18 protein-coding genes and 1 pseudogene are annotated in these 18,823 nt (G+C 59.2%); 9 read left to right on the forward strand and 10 right to left on the reverse strand.

The genetic code is table 11. From position 1 onward, the window contains the following. Positions 1-49: 49 nt before the first annotated feature. Genes ligD through TU81_RS10225 form a run of 4 tightly spaced genes read right to left on the reverse strand, consistent with a single transcriptional unit; the run spans position 50 to position 6,241 of the window. Complete coding sequence (ligD, locus tag TU81_RS10210) at positions 50-2,689, reverse strand: DNA ligase D (RefSeq protein ID WP_048394880.1); 2,640 nt, start codon at positions 2,687-2,689, stop codon at positions 50-52. Further along, on the reverse strand, positions 2,686-3,852 hold the full coding sequence (locus tag TU81_RS10215; protein WP_048394882.1) for a carboxylate-amine ligase: 1,167 nt from the start codon (positions 3,850-3,852) through the stop codon (positions 2,686-2,688). The genes ligD and TU81_RS10215 overlap by 4 nt, the downstream gene beginning before the upstream one ends. Next, a complete protein-coding gene (locus tag TU81_RS10220) occupies positions 3,824-4,825 on the reverse strand; it encodes a methyltransferase (RefSeq protein WP_048394884.1) in 1,002 nt (333 codons plus the stop codon). The genes TU81_RS10215 and TU81_RS10220 overlap by 29 nt, the downstream gene beginning before the upstream one ends. Positions 4,826-4,852: 27 nt before the next feature. Further along, positions 4,853-6,241 (reverse strand): iron-containing redox enzyme family protein, encoded by a 1,389-nt coding sequence (locus tag TU81_RS10225; RefSeq protein WP_048394886.1) that lies wholly within the window; start codon positions 6,239-6,241, stop codon positions 4,853-4,855. A gap of 193 nt (positions 6,242-6,434) precedes the next feature. Between TU81_RS10225 and TU81_RS10230 the strand changes: the two genes are divergently transcribed. After that, a complete protein-coding gene (locus TU81_RS10230) occupies positions 6,435-6,896 on the forward strand; it encodes a cupin domain-containing protein (protein ID WP_048394888.1) in 462 nt (153 codons plus the stop codon). 161 nt (positions 6,897-7,057) lie between these two features. On the opposite strand, the gene TU81_RS10235 is transcribed toward TU81_RS10230, so the two are convergent. Further along, positions 7,058-7,840, reverse strand: coding sequence for a tellurite resistance TerB family protein (locus tag TU81_RS10235; protein WP_048394890.1), 783 nt, complete (start codon positions 7,838-7,840; stop codon positions 7,058-7,060). A gap of 114 nt (positions 7,841-7,954) precedes the next feature. On the opposite strand from TU81_RS10235, the gene TU81_RS10240 reads away from it, so the two are divergent. From TU81_RS10240 to TU81_RS10265, 6 genes and pseudogenes are all read left to right on the forward strand, one after another. Beyond that, the gene (locus TU81_RS10240) at positions 7,955-8,326 is read left to right on the forward strand and encodes a VOC family protein (protein WP_038983921.1); all 372 of its coding nucleotides are present in this window, start codon (positions 7,955-7,957) and stop codon (positions 8,324-8,326) included. A gap of 212 nt (positions 8,327-8,538) precedes the next feature. Next, positions 8,539-9,261, forward strand: coding sequence for a phosphatidylcholine synthase (pcsA, locus tag TU81_RS10245; RefSeq protein ID WP_038983922.1), 723 nt, complete (start codon positions 8,539-8,541; stop codon positions 9,259-9,261). An 11-nt stretch (positions 9,262-9,272) separates the two neighbouring features. Further along, a pseudogene (locus TU81_RS10250) lies at positions 9,273-9,654 on the forward strand (DUF488 domain-containing protein). Between the two features lie 327 nt (positions 9,655-9,981). Next, positions 9,982-11,163, forward strand: a complete 1,182-nt coding sequence (locus tag TU81_RS10255; RefSeq protein WP_162232624.1) for a DUF4236 domain-containing protein — start codon at positions 9,982-9,984, stop codon at positions 11,161-11,163. Between the two features lie 64 nt (positions 11,164-11,227). Next, a complete protein-coding gene (locus tag TU81_RS10260) occupies positions 11,228-11,686 on the forward strand; it encodes a GNAT family N-acetyltransferase (RefSeq protein ID WP_048394897.1) in 459 nt (152 codons plus the stop codon). A 402-nt stretch (positions 11,687-12,088) separates the two neighbouring features. Beyond that, a complete protein-coding gene (locus tag TU81_RS10265; protein ID WP_048394898.1) occupies positions 12,089-13,015 on the forward strand; it encodes a universal stress protein in 927 nt (308 codons plus the stop codon). Positions 13,016-13,131: 116 nt separating this feature from the next. Here TU81_RS10265 and TU81_RS10270 read toward each other — a convergent pair whose 3' ends face one another. The 5 genes from TU81_RS10270 to TU81_RS10290 all read right to left on the reverse strand — a co-directional run bounded on the left by TU81_RS10270 (position 13,132) and on the right by TU81_RS10290 (position 16,357). Further along, a complete protein-coding gene (locus TU81_RS10270) occupies positions 13,132-13,944 on the reverse strand; it encodes a class I SAM-dependent methyltransferase (protein ID WP_048394899.1) in 813 nt (270 codons plus the stop codon). 37 nt (positions 13,945-13,981) lie between these two features. Further along, positions 13,982-14,254: a DUF4242 domain-containing protein gene (locus tag TU81_RS10275; RefSeq protein ID WP_048394902.1), complete on the reverse strand. Its 273-nt coding sequence runs from the start codon at positions 14,252-14,254 to the stop codon at positions 13,982-13,984. Positions 14,255-14,439: 185 nt separating this feature from the next. Beyond that, complete coding sequence (locus TU81_RS10280) at positions 14,440-15,651, reverse strand: cytochrome c biogenesis protein DipZ (protein WP_048394903.1); 1,212 nt, start codon at positions 15,649-15,651, stop codon at positions 14,440-14,442. 172 nt (positions 15,652-15,823) lie between these two features. Then, entirely contained in the window at positions 15,824-16,045 is a 222-nt protein-coding gene (locus TU81_RS10285; protein WP_048394904.1) for a hypothetical protein, read from the reverse strand. A 48-nt stretch (positions 16,046-16,093) separates the two neighbouring features. Beyond that, entirely contained in the window at positions 16,094-16,357 is a 264-nt protein-coding gene (locus TU81_RS10290; protein ID WP_048394907.1) for a DUF2790 domain-containing protein, read from the reverse strand. Positions 16,358-16,659: 302 nt separating this feature from the next. Here TU81_RS10290 and TU81_RS10295 point away from each other — a divergent pair, with 302 nt between their 5' ends. After that, the gene (locus TU81_RS10295; protein WP_007896007.1) at positions 16,660-17,400 is read left to right on the forward strand and encodes a response regulator; all 741 of its coding nucleotides are present in this window, start codon (positions 16,660-16,662) and stop codon (positions 17,398-17,400) included. Continuing rightward, complete coding sequence (locus tag TU81_RS10300) at positions 17,397-18,707, forward strand: ATP-binding protein (RefSeq protein WP_048394909.1); 1,311 nt, start codon at positions 17,397-17,399, stop codon at positions 18,705-18,707. The genes TU81_RS10295 and TU81_RS10300 overlap by 4 nt, the downstream gene beginning before the upstream one ends. The last annotated feature ends 116 nt before the right edge of the window (positions 18,708-18,823 follow it).

Raw genomic sequence — 18,823 nt, forward strand, 5'->3', positions numbered from 1 at the left:
GCCTGGCTCCTACAGGTCCGATTTACCCGCCACTTTCCTGCTTGATTCACTACTTTTTCATCCCGACCCGCCGACGCATTTCGGCAGTAATCGTCTGTCGGGTTTTCTTCAGGTCGGCCCAGGGTTCGTCACCGATTTCGGCCAGACGCTCATGCACGTTGTGCACGTTCCATTGATTGCCGCCCTTGAGCTCGGCAACCTCCTCCCGAAAGATCGGCACCGACACCGGCAGCCCTTCGCGGGTGCGCACGGCGTAGGCGCAAATAGTGGTGGCGCCCAGACCGTTGCGCAGGTAGTCGATGAAGATACGCCCTACACGGTTTTTCGGTCCGGACACCGCAGAAAAGCGATCCGGCAGTAATTTGGCCATGTGGCTGACGATTGCATGGCTGAAGTCCTTGACCTCGTCCCAACCCTGTTTGCGGGTCAGTGGTACCACCAGGTGAATCCCCTTGCCGCCGCTGGTTTTGAGAAACGCCTTGAGCCCCAGCTCATCCAGCACTGTGAGCGTTAGCTGAGTCGCTTCGATCATGCTTTTCCAGGGCAGCGCCGGATCCGGGTCGAGATCGAGGACGAAGCGATCGGGCTTATCCAGATCGACTGACGTGGCGTTCCAGGTGTGCAGTTCCACCGTGCTCATCTGCACCGCGCCGATCAGCGCTTTGGCGTTGTTGATGATCATCACCGGTTGGCCCGTCAGTGCCTTGTCCAAGGTAACAATCCCCGGAATGGCCAGGCGCCCGGCGTTCTTCTGAAAGAACAATTCGCCGGCGATGCCGTCCGGCGCACGCACCAGCGCCACCGGCCGGTCCTTGAGTTGCGGCAAAATCCATTCGGCGACGCTGGCGTAGTACTCCGCCAGTTGCATCTTGGTGGTGCCGCTGCTGGCGTCGATCACCCGGTCCGGGTGCGTGATGCGCACCTTGCCGCTGACCAGGCCGATTTGCGACGGTGCGACAGTCGACTGGGTGGTTTTTGGCTCGGCGGCGTCAGGTTTCTCGGCGGCGGATTTCTTCTTCGCCGTGGATTTTGCAGCGGCGGTTTTCGAGGCTGATGTTTTCGAGGCTGAAGTGTTCACGGTTTTCGGCAACTCCTCGGTGATTTCTTTGGCAGGCTTGTCATCACGCAAACCATGGAACACGGCGTGGCGCACCGAGCCGTCCTTGGTCATTTCGGCGAAGGCCACTTCTGCCAGCAGTGTGGGTTTAAGCCAATGCACGCCCTTGGCTTCAAAACCGCTCGGCGGATTGACCACCGACGGCTTTTTCGTCTGCAGCGGTTTCAATTGTTCGTAAATGCGCTTGAGCGTCGCCTCGTTGAACCCGGTCCCAACCTTGCCGGCATAGCGCAATTCACCGCTGTCGCGGTCGTGCAATCCCAGTAGCAACGCACCGAAGGCACTGCGCGCACCTTTGGGGTCGGTGAAGCCAACCACGACGAATTCCTGCCGATGTTTGCACTTGAGTTTGATCCAGTCACTGGTGCGCCGAGACACGTAAGGCGAGCCCAGGCGCTTGCCGATCAGCCCTTCCATCTTCATTTCGCAGGCGCTGTTGAGCAACGCCTCCGGGGATTCGCCAAAGGCGTCGGAGAATCGCAACAACGGGTTGTCATTGGGCTTGAGCACAGTCGCCAGCGCCGCCCTGCGTTCCTCGACAGGCACTTCGCGCAGGTCCACGCCGTTGAGGTAGGGCAAGTCGAACAGGTAGTAAACGATACTGCCACTTCGGCCGGAATCGAACGCGTTTTGCAGCGCCTGAAAATCCGGAACGCCCTGCTCGTTGACCACCACCATTTCGCCGTCGAGCCAGGCCGATTCCAGGCCCAGCGCTACCAGCGCCTCGGCTTGCCCGGGCAATTTGTGGGTCCAGTCGTGACCATTGCGAGTGAAGAGTTTGACCTCGTCGTGGTCGAGGCGCGTCATCACCCGGTAGCCGTCGAACTTGATCTCATAGCTCCATTCGCCGCTCGGCGCGGATTCGACCAGCGTTGCCAGTTCGGGTTTGAGCAACTCCGGCAGGTTGGCTTTGCGCGCCCCCGTCAGTTGTGTCGACTTTTCCTTACGCGCCTTGGCCGGGGCTTTTTTGATCGGATTGGGCTTTTCCGCGCCGTGTTTTTTTTCCACGATGGTGCGGTCGCTGAGCACGCTGTCCGGCTCAGCGGCGACCACATCGTATTCGCTGTCGGGTCTGGCTGCGCTGTCCTGATGCTTGATCAGAAACCACTGCTCCTGCTTGCCCGGCATGTGCGTGCGCACGAGGTTCCACAGGCCGCCGAGCTTCTCTCCTTTCAGCTCGAATTTCAGCCGGCCCTTGGTGTACGCCTTGGCCGGATCGTCCAGGGGAATCCACACCCCACGGTCCCAGACGATCACATCGCCGGCGCCGTAGTGCCCTTCGGGAATGGTGCCCTCGAACGTGGCGTAATCCAGCGGATGGTCTTCGACGTGGATGGCCAGGCGCTTGACCTTGGGGTCCAGCGACGGGCCTTTGGGCACGGCCCAACTTTTCAGCGCGCCATCGAGTTCCAGGCGAAAGTCGTAGTGCAGATGCGAGGCGTCATGCTTCTGAATGCAGAATTGCAATGCATGATCCTTCGCCGTTTTTTTGCCCGAACGTTTGGCGGCGGCAGGTTCCGAGGTCGCCGAGAAATCGCGCATTCGGTTGTAATCGTCCAGGTTCTTGTTCATGGCTCACCTACCGCTCGTTGCGGGGCCGGGCTGGCGCAAGGTTGCTCGCCGGTTTCCATCAGCAGTTGATCGACAGCTAGCGCCAACGCCTCGTGCATCGAGCGTCCGTCGCGTAATGCCTGCTCCACCGCGTACCGTTGCCGATCCGCGCTGGTGCCTTCGATCAGCATGCGCCGGGCCTGTTTGAAGACGTCTTGCGCGCCCAGTTGCTGCGCGGTCTCGGCAAACGTCACTTGCGCCAGGGCCAGCCATTGCTCGACCGAGATCGTCGGTTCGTGGTCCTTGCAAATGAAGGTGCCGTGAATGCCGTAACGCTTGGCGCGCCAGCGATTTTCCTTGAGGATCCAGTAAGCCGTCCGGTTGAAGTTCGCCCCGGGCAGCGGCTGCGCGATAGCGTCAGCAACCATCAAGCGAAACAGTGAAGCGATGCACAGCGCGTCGTCCAGCCGTGGGCAGGCGTCGGTGATGCGCAGCTCCAGCGTGGGAAACCGCGCGGCCGGGCGCACGCTCCACCAACAGTCGCTGGGCTGCCGGATCGAGCCGGTCCGGGTCATCAGCGCGACATAGTCATCGAACGCATCCTGATCCTCGAAAAACTCCGGAATGCCCATGCGCGGCCACTCGTCGCAGGCGACTTGGCGATAGCTCATGAAACCGCTGTCCGCCCCCTCCCAAAACGGCGACGAGGTGCTCAGCGCCAACAACAGCGGCATCCACGGCAAGACTTCGTTCATGACCCGAATACGATCCAGATGACCGGGCACTTCGACGTGCACGTGCAGCCCGGACAACAGGCTGCGCCGGGCCACTCGCTGGTAGTCGTCGAACAGCTGATGGAAATGCGCCTGGTCGGTCGGCTGCTGAATCCGCCAATCCGCCAAGGGGTGACTGCCGGCGCTGAGCAGACCCAGGCCGAACGGCTCCAGCGCACGCCTCAGGGCACTGCGGGTGGTGGCCAGGTAATCGGCGGCCTCCGGTAAGCTGCTGAACACCGGTGAGGCGACTTCAATCTGCCCCTGGAACATCTCATAGGCGAACGACTGGCCCAGCGCCGCCCTGCACGCCTCGATCGCTTGGGCCGAGGGCGGCCCCGGCATGCGCCGGGTGACGAGGTCGGTGAGGAAGTATTCTTCTTCAATGCCGAAGTTCAGGCGCCTGCTCATCAACGTTTTCCCCAATGCCTGGGCCGAGACGCGTCACGGTCAGCGCGACGACGGCGATCCGTTCCACCCGTTGATAACCGGGTGACGACAACTCTTCACCGAACACATCGGGATCGAGTTCGCGATACGTCCAGCCGAACCCCGGGGCCTCCAGACGCGGAGCGAGAGCCTCCAGAAACGGGTCGCGACCATCGACCATCGCCGCGCCGGTGTACAGCAGCAATGAGCCGCCGGGTGCCAGCCGACCGAGTGCCTGCTCGACAATCCGCAGTGACAGCTCCGCACCCAACGCGCCACCGCCATGTCGGTAAGCACGCTCGGCGGGGTCAGCCATGTAGGGTGGATTGGCGACGATCAGGTCGAAATATCCGTCGACATCCTGCAGCAAATCGCTGGCCTCGACACTGACGTTAGCCACTTCGGCGAGCGCGGCGTTGATGGCCGTCATGCGCAGCGCCTCCGGGTTGATATCCAGCGCCAACACCTCGGCTTCGCGACGGGCGCGGGCAATCAGAATGGCACCGACACCGGCACCGCAGCCGATGTCCACGGCGCGCCTGATTGGGGCGAAGTTCTGCTGCAGATGGGCGTGAATCAGTTGGGCGAACCGATACGTGTCGGGACCGAAGAACACCGAATCGGCGGCCTCCGTCGGAAAGGCCGAATGCACGAACAGCAAGTCGTCGAGGCTGGACCAGCGCACCCGGCTTTTCAGCCGTCCGTTGCACTCCTCCAGCACCTGCGCCTGTTGCAATTGGCGTTGTTCATCCGCCGACAACAGCCCTGGTTCAAATGGCCGCGACCAGCCAAAAACATCGCGCAAGGTCTCGGCCCGCCGGGCTTCGGCGCGGGTATTGACGCGTTGATGGGTCAGCGGCGTCGGCGTGATGAATCGGTAACCGTCAGCCTGCAAGCGCCGTCCCAGTTGCACCAGCGCCAGGTCGACGGCAGACAGTTGCTCTTCCTGACTCATAAACCGCTCCCGTTGATAAAAGGCGTTCTAGAGAAGGCTGGATTTGAGTTCGATAAACCGGCGCGTCGCCAACAGACCGGCAGGATGGGCATGCCGATGGGGCGAGAGCCACGGCATCAACACCGGCATCTGCTCGTGCCCGCTCAGACCGTTCAGCGCGGTTTGCAGGTGCTGGATATCCGGATCGGTGTCCGGCACCGGCGTCTGCGCCGTAACGCTGCTGCCGCGCCTTACCGCTGCGACTGGACGCCCCGACTTCCAGTCGCCAGCAATCCAGTCATGCAGCAACTGTTTTTCGTAAGGGCTGAATACGCCGAACATTGCCGCGCCAGCGCCGTCGATCAATTGCCAGAAATGACTGGCCTTCGGGTTTTGGTGGCGCTTGATCCAGCCCTTGTTTTCCAGGGCCGTCAGTAATCCTGGCAACTGCTCAGGTGAAGACAGCCATTGATTGACGGTCTTGCCTTCAAAACGGCTGTAATCGGAATGCATGTGCTGGCCGAACGGGCGTTTGCGTTCAAGCATGCTCAGTACTTCGCTGTCGAGGTCGAACGACTCGATGATTGCCCGGCTGCCCAGCCCTAGGTCATTGAGCTGATAACCCAGCGCCACCCGCCGCAAAAAATCATCGCGGTCGCCTTCCACCGGGAGCAATTGCAGCACCGATTGCACCGCCTTGTGGGCATGCCCGGTGCTGGCATTGTCGATGGTCACGTGGAGCGTGAAGTAAAGCGGATCGATGCCCAGTTCGCTGAGTTCATAAGCACTGATCAACAAGTGCAGCGGCAGCTGTTCATAGCCGAGGTTGTAGCCGATCACTTCCGGCAAATACTCGTCGGCGCAATAGCCTAGCGCCAGTTGAATCGCGCCTTGCAGGTAGCGCTCATCGGCAAGCGCGGCAGTGTCTTGCAGGCCATGTTCGGCCAGCAGCTTGCGGTAGATCACCACATGATTCTGCGCCGGATTGCCCTCTCCCAACTCTTCCAGATAGGTGCACAACAGACCATCGAAACGCGGGTCGCGCCAGTGCCGCAACAGGCCATAAAGCCAGGCGCCATCCACCAGTTTGGTCGGGGTAACCGCCTGCAGGAAAAACAGCGCATGCGCCTTATTGCTGAAGAACTGTCGCGCCCCACCCGCCTTGCGTTGCTTAAGGTAGTCGGCGTATTGCCGGGCCACGTCGACGCTGTGCTGTTCGACCCAGTTTTGCAACGTCGAGAGATCCCGTGGCATCTGTTCAGGCAGGTGCGCCGCTTGCTGCAATTGCTCTTGCAGAAAGCATCCGGCTAGCGCGTGTTTTTGCGCGTCATTGTTATCGCTCAGCAACAACTGTTCATAGAGCGACTTTACGCCGCCAGCGACAGTTATCGCGTGTTCGTGGGCAGGCCGGGATTCAAGTCGTGTCAGGGCAGTCATGGAATAATTATCTCGCTCTGCGGCCAGTGGCAGGACGCTGGATCAGCACGTCTCTATCAGCAGAGCGGCGGTGCCTGAAAAAAATTCCATTTGCGTTGAAATTGGCCGGACAGACGGGCCAGCGCCATGGCACTTGCTCGCGGCGCAGTGAATATACTCAGCGCAGGGGGATTAATGCCTCGGAGAGCAAATCATGCGAACGGTTCACGTCATCGAAGCCGGGAAAACGCCCGCGCCGGTCAAAGTTGTTGGAGAGACAATCACTATTCTTGCCGGCGACGATCTGACCAAACCCTTTGAAATGCACATCCAGGAAGGTGTGCAGGGTGGCGGGCCACCGCTGCACTTTCACCCTTGGGACGAAGCGTTCTACGTCATCGACGGGCAGATCGAAGTGACCGTCGCGGGTCAATCCACCATCGTCTCGACCGGGGGTTACGTACACATCCCCGCTGGGTCGATCCATGCTTACAAGAACATCAGCCCCACCGCGAAAATCATTGGCGTGGTTTCCGATCCGCGTGGCGGTCAGTTTTTTGCGGCGTTGGATCAGCTCAAAGTGCCTGAAGACCTGCCTCGGATACTGGAGATATCTGAAGGCTTCGGCGTTACGTTTCTGCTACCGAAATCACCGGCCGCATCCCCTCTTGATTAACGGATGTACATAATTTCCGTAGGAGCTGCCGCAGGCTGCGATCTTTTGATCTTTGGCATTCTCAAAACCGCTGAAAATCAACAGATCGCAGGCTTCGCCAGCTCCTACGCCGACCGCATGCACCCCTGAGGTACGCCATCTCCGTAGGAACCAGGGAACGCTCAGGCAGCGCCGCCCTTGGCCTGCTGCTCCAGATGTACCTGCAACTCGGGCTCGATCTTCAACGCCGCAGCCAATTCATCCAGATAGTTGCGTTCGGCGTCCTGTTGATCGTCCACCAACATCACGCTGGCCAGGTACATTTCGGCGGCCATGCCCGGGTCTTGGGCGGACTGCGCCACATCGGCGGCATCCAGCGGCCGGGCGACTTCGTCATCGAGCCATTGCTGCAGTTGCGGATCGTCGGTGTGGCGGCCGATTTCGGTGCTGATCATGTGTTTCTCGGCATCATCGATGCGGCCATCGGCCTTGGCGGCGGCGATCAAGGCACGAAGGATAGCGTGGCTGTGGTCTTCGATTTCCGGGCCTGACAACAGGTCCACGGTGCGCGGCGCCTGCTGTGGTGCCGAAGCCTGGCTGCGTTGCCAGGCCTGATACGCCTGGAACGCCATCATCCCCAAAGAAGCCAATGCCGCGTAGTTGGTGCCACCTGAGCGCGTTTGCGTCGAACCGCCCATGGGTGATCCGCCGCCCAGCAAACCACCGAGCAAACCACCCAAGCCTCCGCCGCCCGCACCGGCACCCGCGCCACGCCCTAACAGACCACCAAGCAACCCGCCAAGATCGCCCAAACCTCCTTGAGCTGACGCCGCATCGCCCCTTTGTTGCGACTGCGAGCCTTGGCTAGCCCGCAGTAATTGCTCAAGCAAATCGCTGGTGTTCATGACGACGTCCTCATCAATGGGCAGAAACTCAGTCAGGCAACGATAGTCCTCGCCAGACATTCCGCCAACTCCGTCTGGCTGACGTCATGGGTGTTGCCCCTGCCCTTCACACTCCTGACAGAAACTGACACCGCCTCCTTTTATGCTGCGCCCACCTTGAATGGAGCAGCCCCTATGATCACTCCCCGTTATATTTTGCTTTTCGTGGAAAACCCCGCCGTCAGTGCGCGGTTCTATGAGTTTCTGCTGGAGCGCAAGCCCGTGGAAGAGTCGCCAACCTTCGCGCTGTTTGTCCTGGAGGGCGGCTACAAACTGGGGCTCTGGTCACGGCATACCGCCGAACCAACAGCGCAAGCGACGGGCGGCGGGACCGAGCTGGCGTTCCCGGTGGAATCCGCCGAGCAGGTCGATGCGCTGTTTGCCGATTGGAGCGCGCTCGGGCTGACCATGGTGCAAGCGCCGACAGAGCTGGACTTCGGTCGTACCTTCGTCGCGCTTGACCCGGATAACCATCGGCTGCGCGTGTTCCACCCCTCGCTGAGATGACGCCCGTCCCGGCATCGGTCGGGCGCAGGCGTACAGCACTTTAATTCTTGCCCCGGATATTTCCGGGGTATTTTTTTGTGCGGCGGCTAAGATTCATAGGTGGTGAACCTTATTCCCGAAAATCCGGTCGATACCTGCAACCCGACCCGGTTTGCCGACGCCCTCAACAGAGGGTGATAACTGGCTTGCTTCACTTTCTGGAGAACGCCCCCGTGATATCCACTGTACACATTGCCAGGCTCAAAGCATGGGGCGCCCATGGTTTTACCGCCACTGGCGTGGTCACAGCTTTCCTCGCGACCCTCGCCTTGTTGGAAAACCAACCCACCAATTGCCTGCTGTGGCTGGGCGTGGCGCTGATCGTCGACGGTCTGGACGGCGCGCTGGCGCGCAAGGTGAATGTGCAATCGGTGCTGCCAAGTTTCGACGGTTCGATCCTCGACCTGGTGATCGACTACCTGACCTACGTGTTTATCCCGGCACTGTTCATCTACCGTTACATCCCGTTGCCGGACTACACCCTGCTGCTGACCGTGTCGCTGATTCTGGTGTCGTCGCTGTTTTGCTTCTGCAACGTCAACATGAAGAGCAAAGACAACTACTTCCAGGGCTTTCCCGCCGCATGGAACGTGGTCGCGTTGTGCCTGTACATCATCGACCCGTCGCCATGGATTACCTTTCTCACCGTCATCGGCCTGGCGCTGTTGACCGTGACCCGAATGAAGTTCCTGCACCCGTTCCGTGTGCGCCGGTTCATGCCGATCAACATTGCCGTGACGGCCATCTGGCTGCTGTGCAGCTTGTCGCTGGTGGTCAACCACCCGGTTATCAACCCGCTGGTGATGGGCCTGTGGCTGCTGATGTCGGCGTACTTCCTGGGGATCTGCTTCTGGCGCACGGCGCTGGAGTGGTTCGACAGCTCGCGGCTCAAATAGGCACTGCGATCATGCCCATCCACATCGTCCAGCTCGGCTCACCCCGCACCGCGCACGAAGGCCTGCGCCTGGGTACGCCGCCCGCCTCGGGGCGTACCAAAGGCCGAATTTGCCAGCCGGGATTTTTACGACGTGTGGCAACCGCTGCTGTCCCCCAGTCCCGAATTGGTGGCCGAAGCCAAAGCGGCAGAAGATGCCAAAGCCTGGGGAGCCTTCAAGCGCAAATTCAAGGCCGAGATGAACGAACCCGCGCCCAGCCAGATGCTCGACCTGCTGGCCGCCCTCTCCCATCAAACGTCGCTGGCTTTGGGGTGTTATTGCGAGGAAGAGGCGCACTGCCACCGTTCCGTATTACGGGAATTGCTGGAGGCACGGGGCGCGAAGGTTGTTTAGATAAAGAAAACACCACAAATCCCCTGTAGGAGCGAGCGGTGCGGCGATCCGACTTGCCCGCGAAGAAGCCAGCCCATTCAGCATCATGATGACTGACACACCGCCATCGCGAGCAAGCCTGCTCGCGGTTGCCATCAGTGATTCACAGGCGTGGTTGTGCTCGGCTTGCGGGTTTGGTTGCTTCTTTGGGGGGGGGATGGATTGGGGTAATGATCAAGCCCCCGGTCAGCTACCAACCTCAACCAAAAGCCTTGTCAGCCACACAATTCCGGACGATTCTGATTAGCCATCACGGAAGACATGCTTAGGCATATCAGGAGAATGACCATGCCAGTGCGATTCAGGAAATCCATCAAGCTTGCTCCAGGAATCCGCATGAATCTGAGTGGCTCAGGAGTGGGATGGACACTTGGCCCACGGGGTTCCTCCATTGGAATCAGTAAGAGAGGTACACGCTTAAACAGTAGTTTCATGGGGTTTTCTTCCAGTCAAAAACTCACTGGCCCCAAAAAGTCGTCCAGACCTGCAATCGATTCCAAGTCCCAAACGCTGATCTCCCTGACGTGCGAAGTGGACGACGAGGGAAATTTGTCTTTTCGTGATGCCAATGGTGATGAGCTCCCTGAACACGTCATTGACGCTGCGAAAAAGCAAAATCGGGAAGTCATCCTTTCCTTCATTCAACGCAAATGCGATGACATCAATAACGGCATCGAACTGCTCAGTAACATTCACCTCGACACCCCTAATTGTCTTTCCCGTCCGACCTTTACCCCTATGGTTTTCGACGAACCAGAGCCAACACAGCGAAGCCCTAAAAAACCATCACTGTGGGATCGACTGTTCAAAAAGCGGATGCAGCGGATTACGGACCAGAATGCCCATCTTCATGCCGCTTTTCAGGTCGAGTTATATGATTGGCAGCAGCGCAAGGATCTCTTTTACCAACAGGCAGAAATCCATAAGCACATCATTGAGAAAGGAATCTATAACAACACGGCAGACATGGAGGTATGGCTGGAGGACGTTCTGCAAGGCATTACCTGGCCTCGTGAAACCTTGGCTTCATTCGAGATTACTGAGTCAGGTGATAGCGTTTTGTTTGATGTGGATTTTCCGGAACTGGAGCACATGCCGGGAAACACAGCTACTGTGCCGGTCAGAGGCCTGAAGCTTGCCGTTAAACCGATGTCCCCAACAGCAATTCAGAAGCTCTACATGGCACACATCCACGGTGTGGCATTCAGAATCATCGGTGAGACCTTCACCGCCCTGCCTTTGGCTAACACAGTAGTTCTGTCGGGCTACTCGCAACGACCGAATAAAGCCACAGGACGGGTGGGTGATGAATACCTATTGTCGGTGCGCGTAACAAGGAACGAATGGATGAAAATTGCTTTCGATCAATTGGCTCATATTGATGTAGTAGCGTCACTTGAACAATTTGAGCTACGCCGTCAGATGTCCAAGACCGGGATTTTCAAGCCCATTGAGCCTTTTAGTAACTGACACTTCACCCAGAATCCCGGTGCCTGACAATGGGTGCCAAAGACACAAGGAATGAGGTCTTCAAGTGAACACTCAGATTCGAACCGCAACCCCCGAGGATGCGCCAGCCATAAGCCGGGTTATCGTTCAGTCGCTGCGCCGCTCCAATGCCCAGGATTACCCAGCCGAAGTGATTACTCAGGTAGAGAAAAGCTTTTCAACCGAGGCCATTCTCTCCTTACTCACTCAACGCCAGGTCTTTGTCGCAACCATCGATCAATGTGTAATCGCCACCGCCAGCCTTGATCGCGACGTTGTGCGCAGCGTCTTCGTCGAGCCACAGCATCAAGGCAATGGTATTGGCGGACAATTGATGGCAATGATTCGAACCGTCGCCATCAATAACAAAATCGAGATGTTACGTGTCCCATCCTCGATTACCGCAGAAGGTTTTTACTTCAAGTTGGGCTTTCGAAAAGTTCGCGATGAACTCCATGGTACCGAGCGCACGATTGTCATGGAGCAGGCCATTAATTACTCGTAAGGGCTGTATCTGCTTGAGGTGTGTCAGACCAGACCTTTATCGACTGGAAGGCCGTCATCGCGAGCAGGCTCGCTCCCACATTAAAACGTCGGCGTAACACCCATCGCATCAACACCACAAATCCCTGTAGGAGCGAGGCTTGCCCGCGAAGAGGACAGCCCATTCAGCATCCATATCGACTGCCCCACCGCTATCGCGGGCAAGCCCGTCCCACATTAGAACTCCGGCGTACCCCCATCGCATGAACACCGCCGATTCCGTTACTTGCATTGGAGCATTGCACTGCCTTGTACGGCCCGTTCGAGCGGCCAAGCCCCCCAGAGACGGATCATGGTCAATAATCAAGGGATTGAGATGTATTAAACGACCACCGTCTGCTCGTTTACCCACGGGAGGTTTGTCATGTCTGGTCAAGCACGTTTCATGCTGGTCGCCTCGCCCCTGATGGAACACAGCCCCGCCTTCGACCGGGCCGCTGCACTGGCCAAGGCTGAGGATGCGGCCTTGCACATCGTGGCTTTCGATTATCTGGAAGGCCTGGCGACCGCCGGCTTGGTCAATGAAAAGGCTCTGGAGCAGATGCGTCTGGGGTACGTCGAGCGCCACCGCCAGTGGCTTGAGGAACAGGCCCGCCCCCTGCGCAAGATCGGTGTGCATGTCACCACTGAGGTGGCCTGGGTCGAACGCCCGCTGGAAGAAATCCTGACCCACCTCAAAGAGCAGCCGATGGATGTGCTGATCAAGGCGCTGGAACATCAATCGCGGCTGTCGCGGCTGGTATTTACCCCTCTCGACGTGCATTTACTGCGCGAATGCCCGGTGCCGCTGCACTTCGTCAGCCATGCCATTCATGCGTTGCCGCGCAAGATCGTTGCGGCGGTCGACCCCTTCCATAGCGATGATCAATACAAAAGCTTCAACGACCGGATTCTGCACGAAGCGTCAAAACTGGCGAGCGCCTGTAATGCCGAACTCGACGTGGTGTACGCCTATGACCTTTCGTCTATCAGTTCGGACGAATTCAGCTTCGAAAACGGTTCGGCGTTTTTCGCTTCGGACAAGCCCAAGACCCTGTTCAACTTCCAGGAGGATGCCTTCAACGAATTGGCCGCGCGCAATGGCATCGCCCCGGAGCAACGGCACATGCTCATGGGCAGCCCGACCAAGGTGCTGACTCGCTACGCCGATACCAATAATGTCGACGTGATTGTCATGGGCCGAGTCGGCCATCGCGGCATGGGCCGGTTGATCGGCAGCACGGTGGAACATCTGCTGTACAAAATGCCGTGCAGTGTGTGGGTGGTGTACACCGAGCGACTGGATGAGTGATTGCGCCACACGCGGTCCCCTGTAGGAGCTGCCGAAGGCTGCGATCTTTTGATCTTCAAGACCAAAATCAAAAGATCGCAGCCTTCGGCAGCTCCTACAGGGACCGCGTCAGAGGTTTAACGCCGAGTAATCACCACCTCCAGGTATTCACTTGGCACCACCAGCGACCGTTCCCCCGCCCTGTTCAGGCGATTCAGCAGTTCGGTCAGGTCGTTTTCCAGGGCCGCGCCCTCTTCGGGTGGCAGGGTCGCAAAGGCCTTGTGAACCGGCCCATACCAGGTACGGAAGATGTCGATCCAGTGCGCGGCCGAGCGATAGCGGAAGTTGAACAGCCGCCGTGTCACTTGGAGCTGGAAGTCGCGCTGGTCGAAGTGCGAGTTTAACCAGGCTTCGGTGCCCCAGTTCGAAGGTGGTTGCGCTCCCGGCGGTGGCGGCATGTGGCGGCCCAGGGTCTTGAACACCTGGCCGATGTAGCCTTCAGGCGTCCAGTTGGCAAGGCCGATCCGCCCGCCAGGACGGCACACCCGCGCCAGTTCCGCTGCAGCCTTGGGCTGATCGGGCGTAAACATCACGCCAAAGGTTGAAAGCACGGCATCGAAACTGGCGTCCTCGAACGGCAAATCCTCGGCATCGGCCACCTGAAAGGTCACGTCCAGGTGCTCCGCCCGTGCGCGGTCTTCGCCGCGTTCAAGCAGTTTGGCCACGTAGTCGGTGGACGTGACCTTGCAGCCCCGGCGCGCGGCAGCGAGCGTTGCGTTACCGTTGCCGGCGGCGACGTCCAGCACCTGCTCATCACAGAGCAAGTCGCAGGCTTCGGCCAGTTGTTCGCCGACGATCTGTAAGGTGGTGCCGATCACGGCGTAGTCGCCGCTGGCCCACGTGACCATCTGACGGTTTTTCAGGGCAGTGAGGTCAATGGGGGTACTCATGGAGTCTGCTCCGTTGCGGGTTGGAACACGTCCCGGCTCACTCCGCCGTGGTGGGATCGATGATGTTCATGACCCGGGAAACGCTGTTGATGGGAAATTCACCTTTTTGGGCGTGCTCCCTGATCAGTCCCTCGTTCGGCGCGATGTACACGCAGTAAATCTTGTCGCCAGTGATGTAACTCTCCAGCCACTGCACCTCTGGCCCCATCTCACGTAACACATCGCAGGATTTTTGCGAGATCGCTTTGAGCTCCTGTTGCGGCAGTCCGCCGGCACCCGGAAGCTCGCGTTCAATAATGTATTTAGGCATGGCAACTTCCTTTTCTTGGTGGTGATGAGGGGAGTCGACAGTGACCCCGTCCACAAACTATCGCTCCCGGATACGTCGGCGTCCTGCCGATCGTCCGGAGAATTCACGAAATATGGCATTCTCCGATGCATGGTCAGCTATCTGTAACGCGGCATTAACAGATCGCCTTGCTTCGCCGAAACGGGTTACGCGGCAGGCGCTTTGGCCTCTTCCAGCAGTTGCCGAATCATCTGTTCCTGAGTCTCGTACCGTCCCTCGCCAAAGTGGGTGTAACGCACCTGCCCCTTGGTATCGATCAGGTAGTGAGCGGGCCAGTACTGGTTGTCGAAGGCGCGCCAGATCGCATAGTTGTTGTCGATCGCCACCGGGTAGGTGATGCCGAGTTTTTTCACCTGATCGCGGACGTTGTCGATGATGCGTTCGTAACCGTATTCAGGGGTGTGCACGCCGATCACCACCAGGCCGTCCTTCTCATATTTCTTCGCCCAGTCCTTCACGTAGGGCAAGGTGCGCTGGCAGTTGATGCAGTCGTAGGTCCAGAAGTCCACCAGCACCACTTTGCCGCGCAGGGAATCATTGCTCAGCGCTGGCGAGTTGAGCCATTCGACCGCGCCGGAAAGTGACGGCATCGGGCCTTTGGCCGTGTCCATGGTCGAGTCGGCCTTGACCTTGCTGACGAAGTAATCGACCACTTTCGGTACGGTCTCCAGCACCCGCTGTTCAACCGTGGTGACGCCTTCGGACGAGGTGCTGGCGAGCAACGTGTTGTCGGCGCCAGTGGAGATGACAGCTGCTGCGACCAACACCGCAGCCCCCGTGCCGCGGCGCAGCCAACCGGTGAGCGGAATCGACGGTTTCAAGCGATTGACCAGGCCGCGACCGGCGAAGATCAAAGTGCCCAGGGACAACGCGCTGCCCAGGCCGTACGCCACCAGCAGCAGACTGGTCTGGGCGTTGGCGCCTTGCAGCATTGCGCCGGTGAGGATCACCCCGAGGATCGGCCCGGCACACGGCGCCCAGAGCAGCCCCGTGGCGACGCCGATCATGAGCGAGCCAAACGGACCGGAGACTTTGCGAGTGTTGGGATCGATGCGATTGCCCAGCAGCACGAACGGGCGCGCCAGCCAGCCACCGATGCGGGCGGAGATCAGCGACAGGGCGAACAGCACCATCACGATCAGCGCCACATGGCGGCCGGTGTTGCTGGCTTGCACCACCCAATCGCTGCTGACCACGGCCAGGCTGGAGATCAGGGCGAAGGTCAGGGCCATCCCGCCAAGTGTGAGCAGGATCGAAGAACGCGTGCGTTTAACACCGGCAAACAGAAACGGCACGACCGGGAGGATGCAGGGGCTGAGGACGGTCAAAATGCCGCCCAGGAATGCGATGAGAAACATGGGGATCACCTCGAGAATGTGAAGGGCGAAATCACCGCAGTGCCCATGTGGGAGCGGGCTTGCTCGCGAAGGCGGAGTGTCAGTCGACATCAATGTTGAATGTACTGGCCTCTTCGCGAGCAAGCCCGCTCCCACACTGGAACGGCGGGAATTGACAGAACTGTGCCAGGCTTCAGGCCTCCAGTTGCTGGCCCTGTGGCGTCCGGTTGTAGCCATCCTCTGCAATCAGTTGCCCTTGCGGTGTGCGGCTGGAACCATCCTCAGTCAGCAGCGGAGTCAGTTGGAAGCAGGTGCTATTGCCAAAGGTATTTTGTTCAACCGCAGCGTTGGCATGGGCGGCGACGCCCGCTACGGAGAAAACGATGGCGGTCAAAAAGCGGGTGACGTTGTTCATGATGTTCTTCCTGTTTCAAAGGGGATGGGCAATGGGTAGTCGAAGGACTCAGTTGCCTTCGTTGCAGCCGTCAGCGAATTTGCTGTAATCCAGTACCTGGGTTTTTCCTTGGGAATCCAGGTAGGTCATCCGGGCATTCACAATCCCGCAGGCAGGGGTGGCGTCTTGTTTCATCGACAGCACTTTCTGGATGTCCAGATGTGTGCCGTAGGTGTAGGTTTGAGGGGTGACATCGGCTTCGGCGCGGGCCGACAAGGTGCAGATGTTCAGGGCGGCAAACAGGCAGGCGGCGTAGACGGCTTTGGTGTTCATGGTGATTTCCTCAGGGCTTCAATAGGTCAATCGTTGATTGAGCGAGGCGGTTTGGGTTTGCCTCGATGGAACCTATTTGAAACCCGCGAGGTATCTCGTCTATGTCCAAAACAGGCGCGGGTAAATCGCTGTGTATCCGCGCAGGCTGGAGATACACAGCGATACAAAACACCCGAAATCAGCCATTTTTACGTCCCCGTGTATCTTTCGGCACGCCAGATACACTGCAATACAATCGGCGGCAGGCGAGCGGACCGAGGCTCGATAGACTGCGCTATATCCCCCACTTAGAGGCTTGGCTCATGGAACACGTCGATCACATTCTCATCGTGGACGATGACCGCGAGATCCGGGAACTGGTAGGCAACTACCTGAAGAAGAACGGCCTGCGCACCACCGTGGTGGCGGATGGACGGCAGATGCGCTCGTTTCTGGAGTCCACGCCGGTGGACCTGATCGTGCTCGACATCATGATGCCGGGCGACGATGGCCTGGTGCTCTGCCGCGAGTTGCGCGCGGGCAAACACAAGGCCACGCCGGTGCTGATGCTCACTGCTCGCAATGATGAAACCGACCGCATCATCGGCCTGGAGATGGGTGCCGACGATTACCTGGTCAAACCGTTCGCCGCCCGTGAACTGCTCGCCCGCATCAACGCCGTGCTACGACGCACGCGGATGCTGCCGCCGAACCTGGTGATCACCGAAAGCGGTCGCCTGCTGGCGTTCGGTCGCTGGCGCCTGGACACCTCGGCCAGACATCTGCTGGATGAGGACGGCACCATGGTCGCCCTCAGCGGCGCGGAATATCGCCTGCTGCGGGTGTTCCTCGATCATCCTCAGCGGGTACTCAATCGCGACCAATTGCTCAACCTGACTCAAGGCCGTGATGCCGATCTGTTCGACCGCTCCATCGATTTGCTGGTGAGCCGCTTGCGTCAGCGCCTGCTCGACGATGCCCGGGAACCGGCCTACATCAAAACCGTGCGCAGTGAAGGCTATGTGTTTTCCCTGCCGGTGGAAGTGCTCGGTGCGCCGTCATGAATTTTGCGCTGCACTGGCCTCGCACACTGGCCTCGCGGCTGTCGCTGATTTTCCTGATCGGCCTGATCCTTGCCCAGGCGCTGTCCTTTGGCGCTCAGTACTATGAGCGTTACGAAAGTGCGAAAAATACGATGCTGGGCAATCTGGAAACCGACGTCTCGACCTCCCTCGCCATCCTCGACCGCTTGCCCGCCGACGAGCGCGCGAACTGGTTGCAGCGTCTGGAGCGCACCAACTACAGCTATCTGCTGAATGAAGGCTCGCCGGGCACGCCGATGGCAGCCCGCGATGTGCCGATTGCAGTGACCTCGATTCAGGACGCCATCGGCCATGAATACCCGCTGACCTTCACCGACATCCCTGGCCCGAAAAAACACTTCCAGGCTCACCTCAAACTGAAGGACGGCAGTCCTGTCACTATCGACGTGCGACCTTCGATGGTGCCGTTGTCGCCGTGGTTGCCGGCGGTATTGCTGGGGCAACTGGCGCTGATGATTGCCTGCACCTGGCTGGCCGTGAGAATCGCCATCCGCCCGCTCACACGCCTCGCCCAAGCAGTGGAAACCCTCGACCCCAACACCCACGCCATACACCTGAACGAAAAAGGCCCGACTGAAGTCGCCTACGCCGCCCGGGCTTTCAACGCGATGCAGGCGCGCATTGCGGCTTATCTCAAGGAGCGCATGCAACTGTTGGCGGCGATTTCCCACGACCTGCAAACCCCGATCACCCGCATGAAACTGCGCGCCGAATTCATGGATGACTCCAGCGAGAAAGACAAATTGTGGAATGATCTCGGCGAGATGGAACACCTGGTGCGGGAAGGCGTGGCCTATGCCCGCAGCATTCATGGTGCCACCGAGGAGAGTCGTCGCACCGATCTGGATTCATTCCTCGACAGCCTGGTGTTCGACTATCAGGACATGGGCAAAAACGTGCAGCTCGACGGCAAAAGCGCAGCCGTGATTAACACCCGACCGCATGCCTTGCGACGGGTACTGGTGAACCTGATAGACAACGCGCTGAAATTCGCCGGCGCGGCAGAGTTGTGGGTGGAAACGAAGGCTGATGGCAGCTTGTCGGTGAAGGTAATGGACCGTGGGCCGGGGATTGCCGAAGAGGAATTGGCGCAGGTAATGGAGCCGTTCTACCGCGTGGAGAATTCACGTAATCGCAGTACGGGAGGGACCGGTTTGGGGTTGGCGATTGCGCAGCAATTGGCGTTGGCGATTGGCGGATCGCTGACTTTGAGCAATCGCGAGGGCGGTGGGTTGTGTGCGGAGCTCAAGTTACCAAAGCCCCAGTAAACACCACGAATCCAATGTGGGAGCGGGCTTGCTCGCGAAGGCGGTGTGTCAGTCGACATAGATGCTGAATGGGATGGCCTCTTCGCGAGCAAGCCCGCTCCCACATTGGATGTGTG

Origin of the sequence: Pseudomonas lini, assembly GCF_001042905.1 — a bacterium.
GTDB classification, from domain to species: Bacteria; Pseudomonadota; Gammaproteobacteria; order Pseudomonadales; family Pseudomonadaceae; genus Aquipseudomonas; species Aquipseudomonas lini.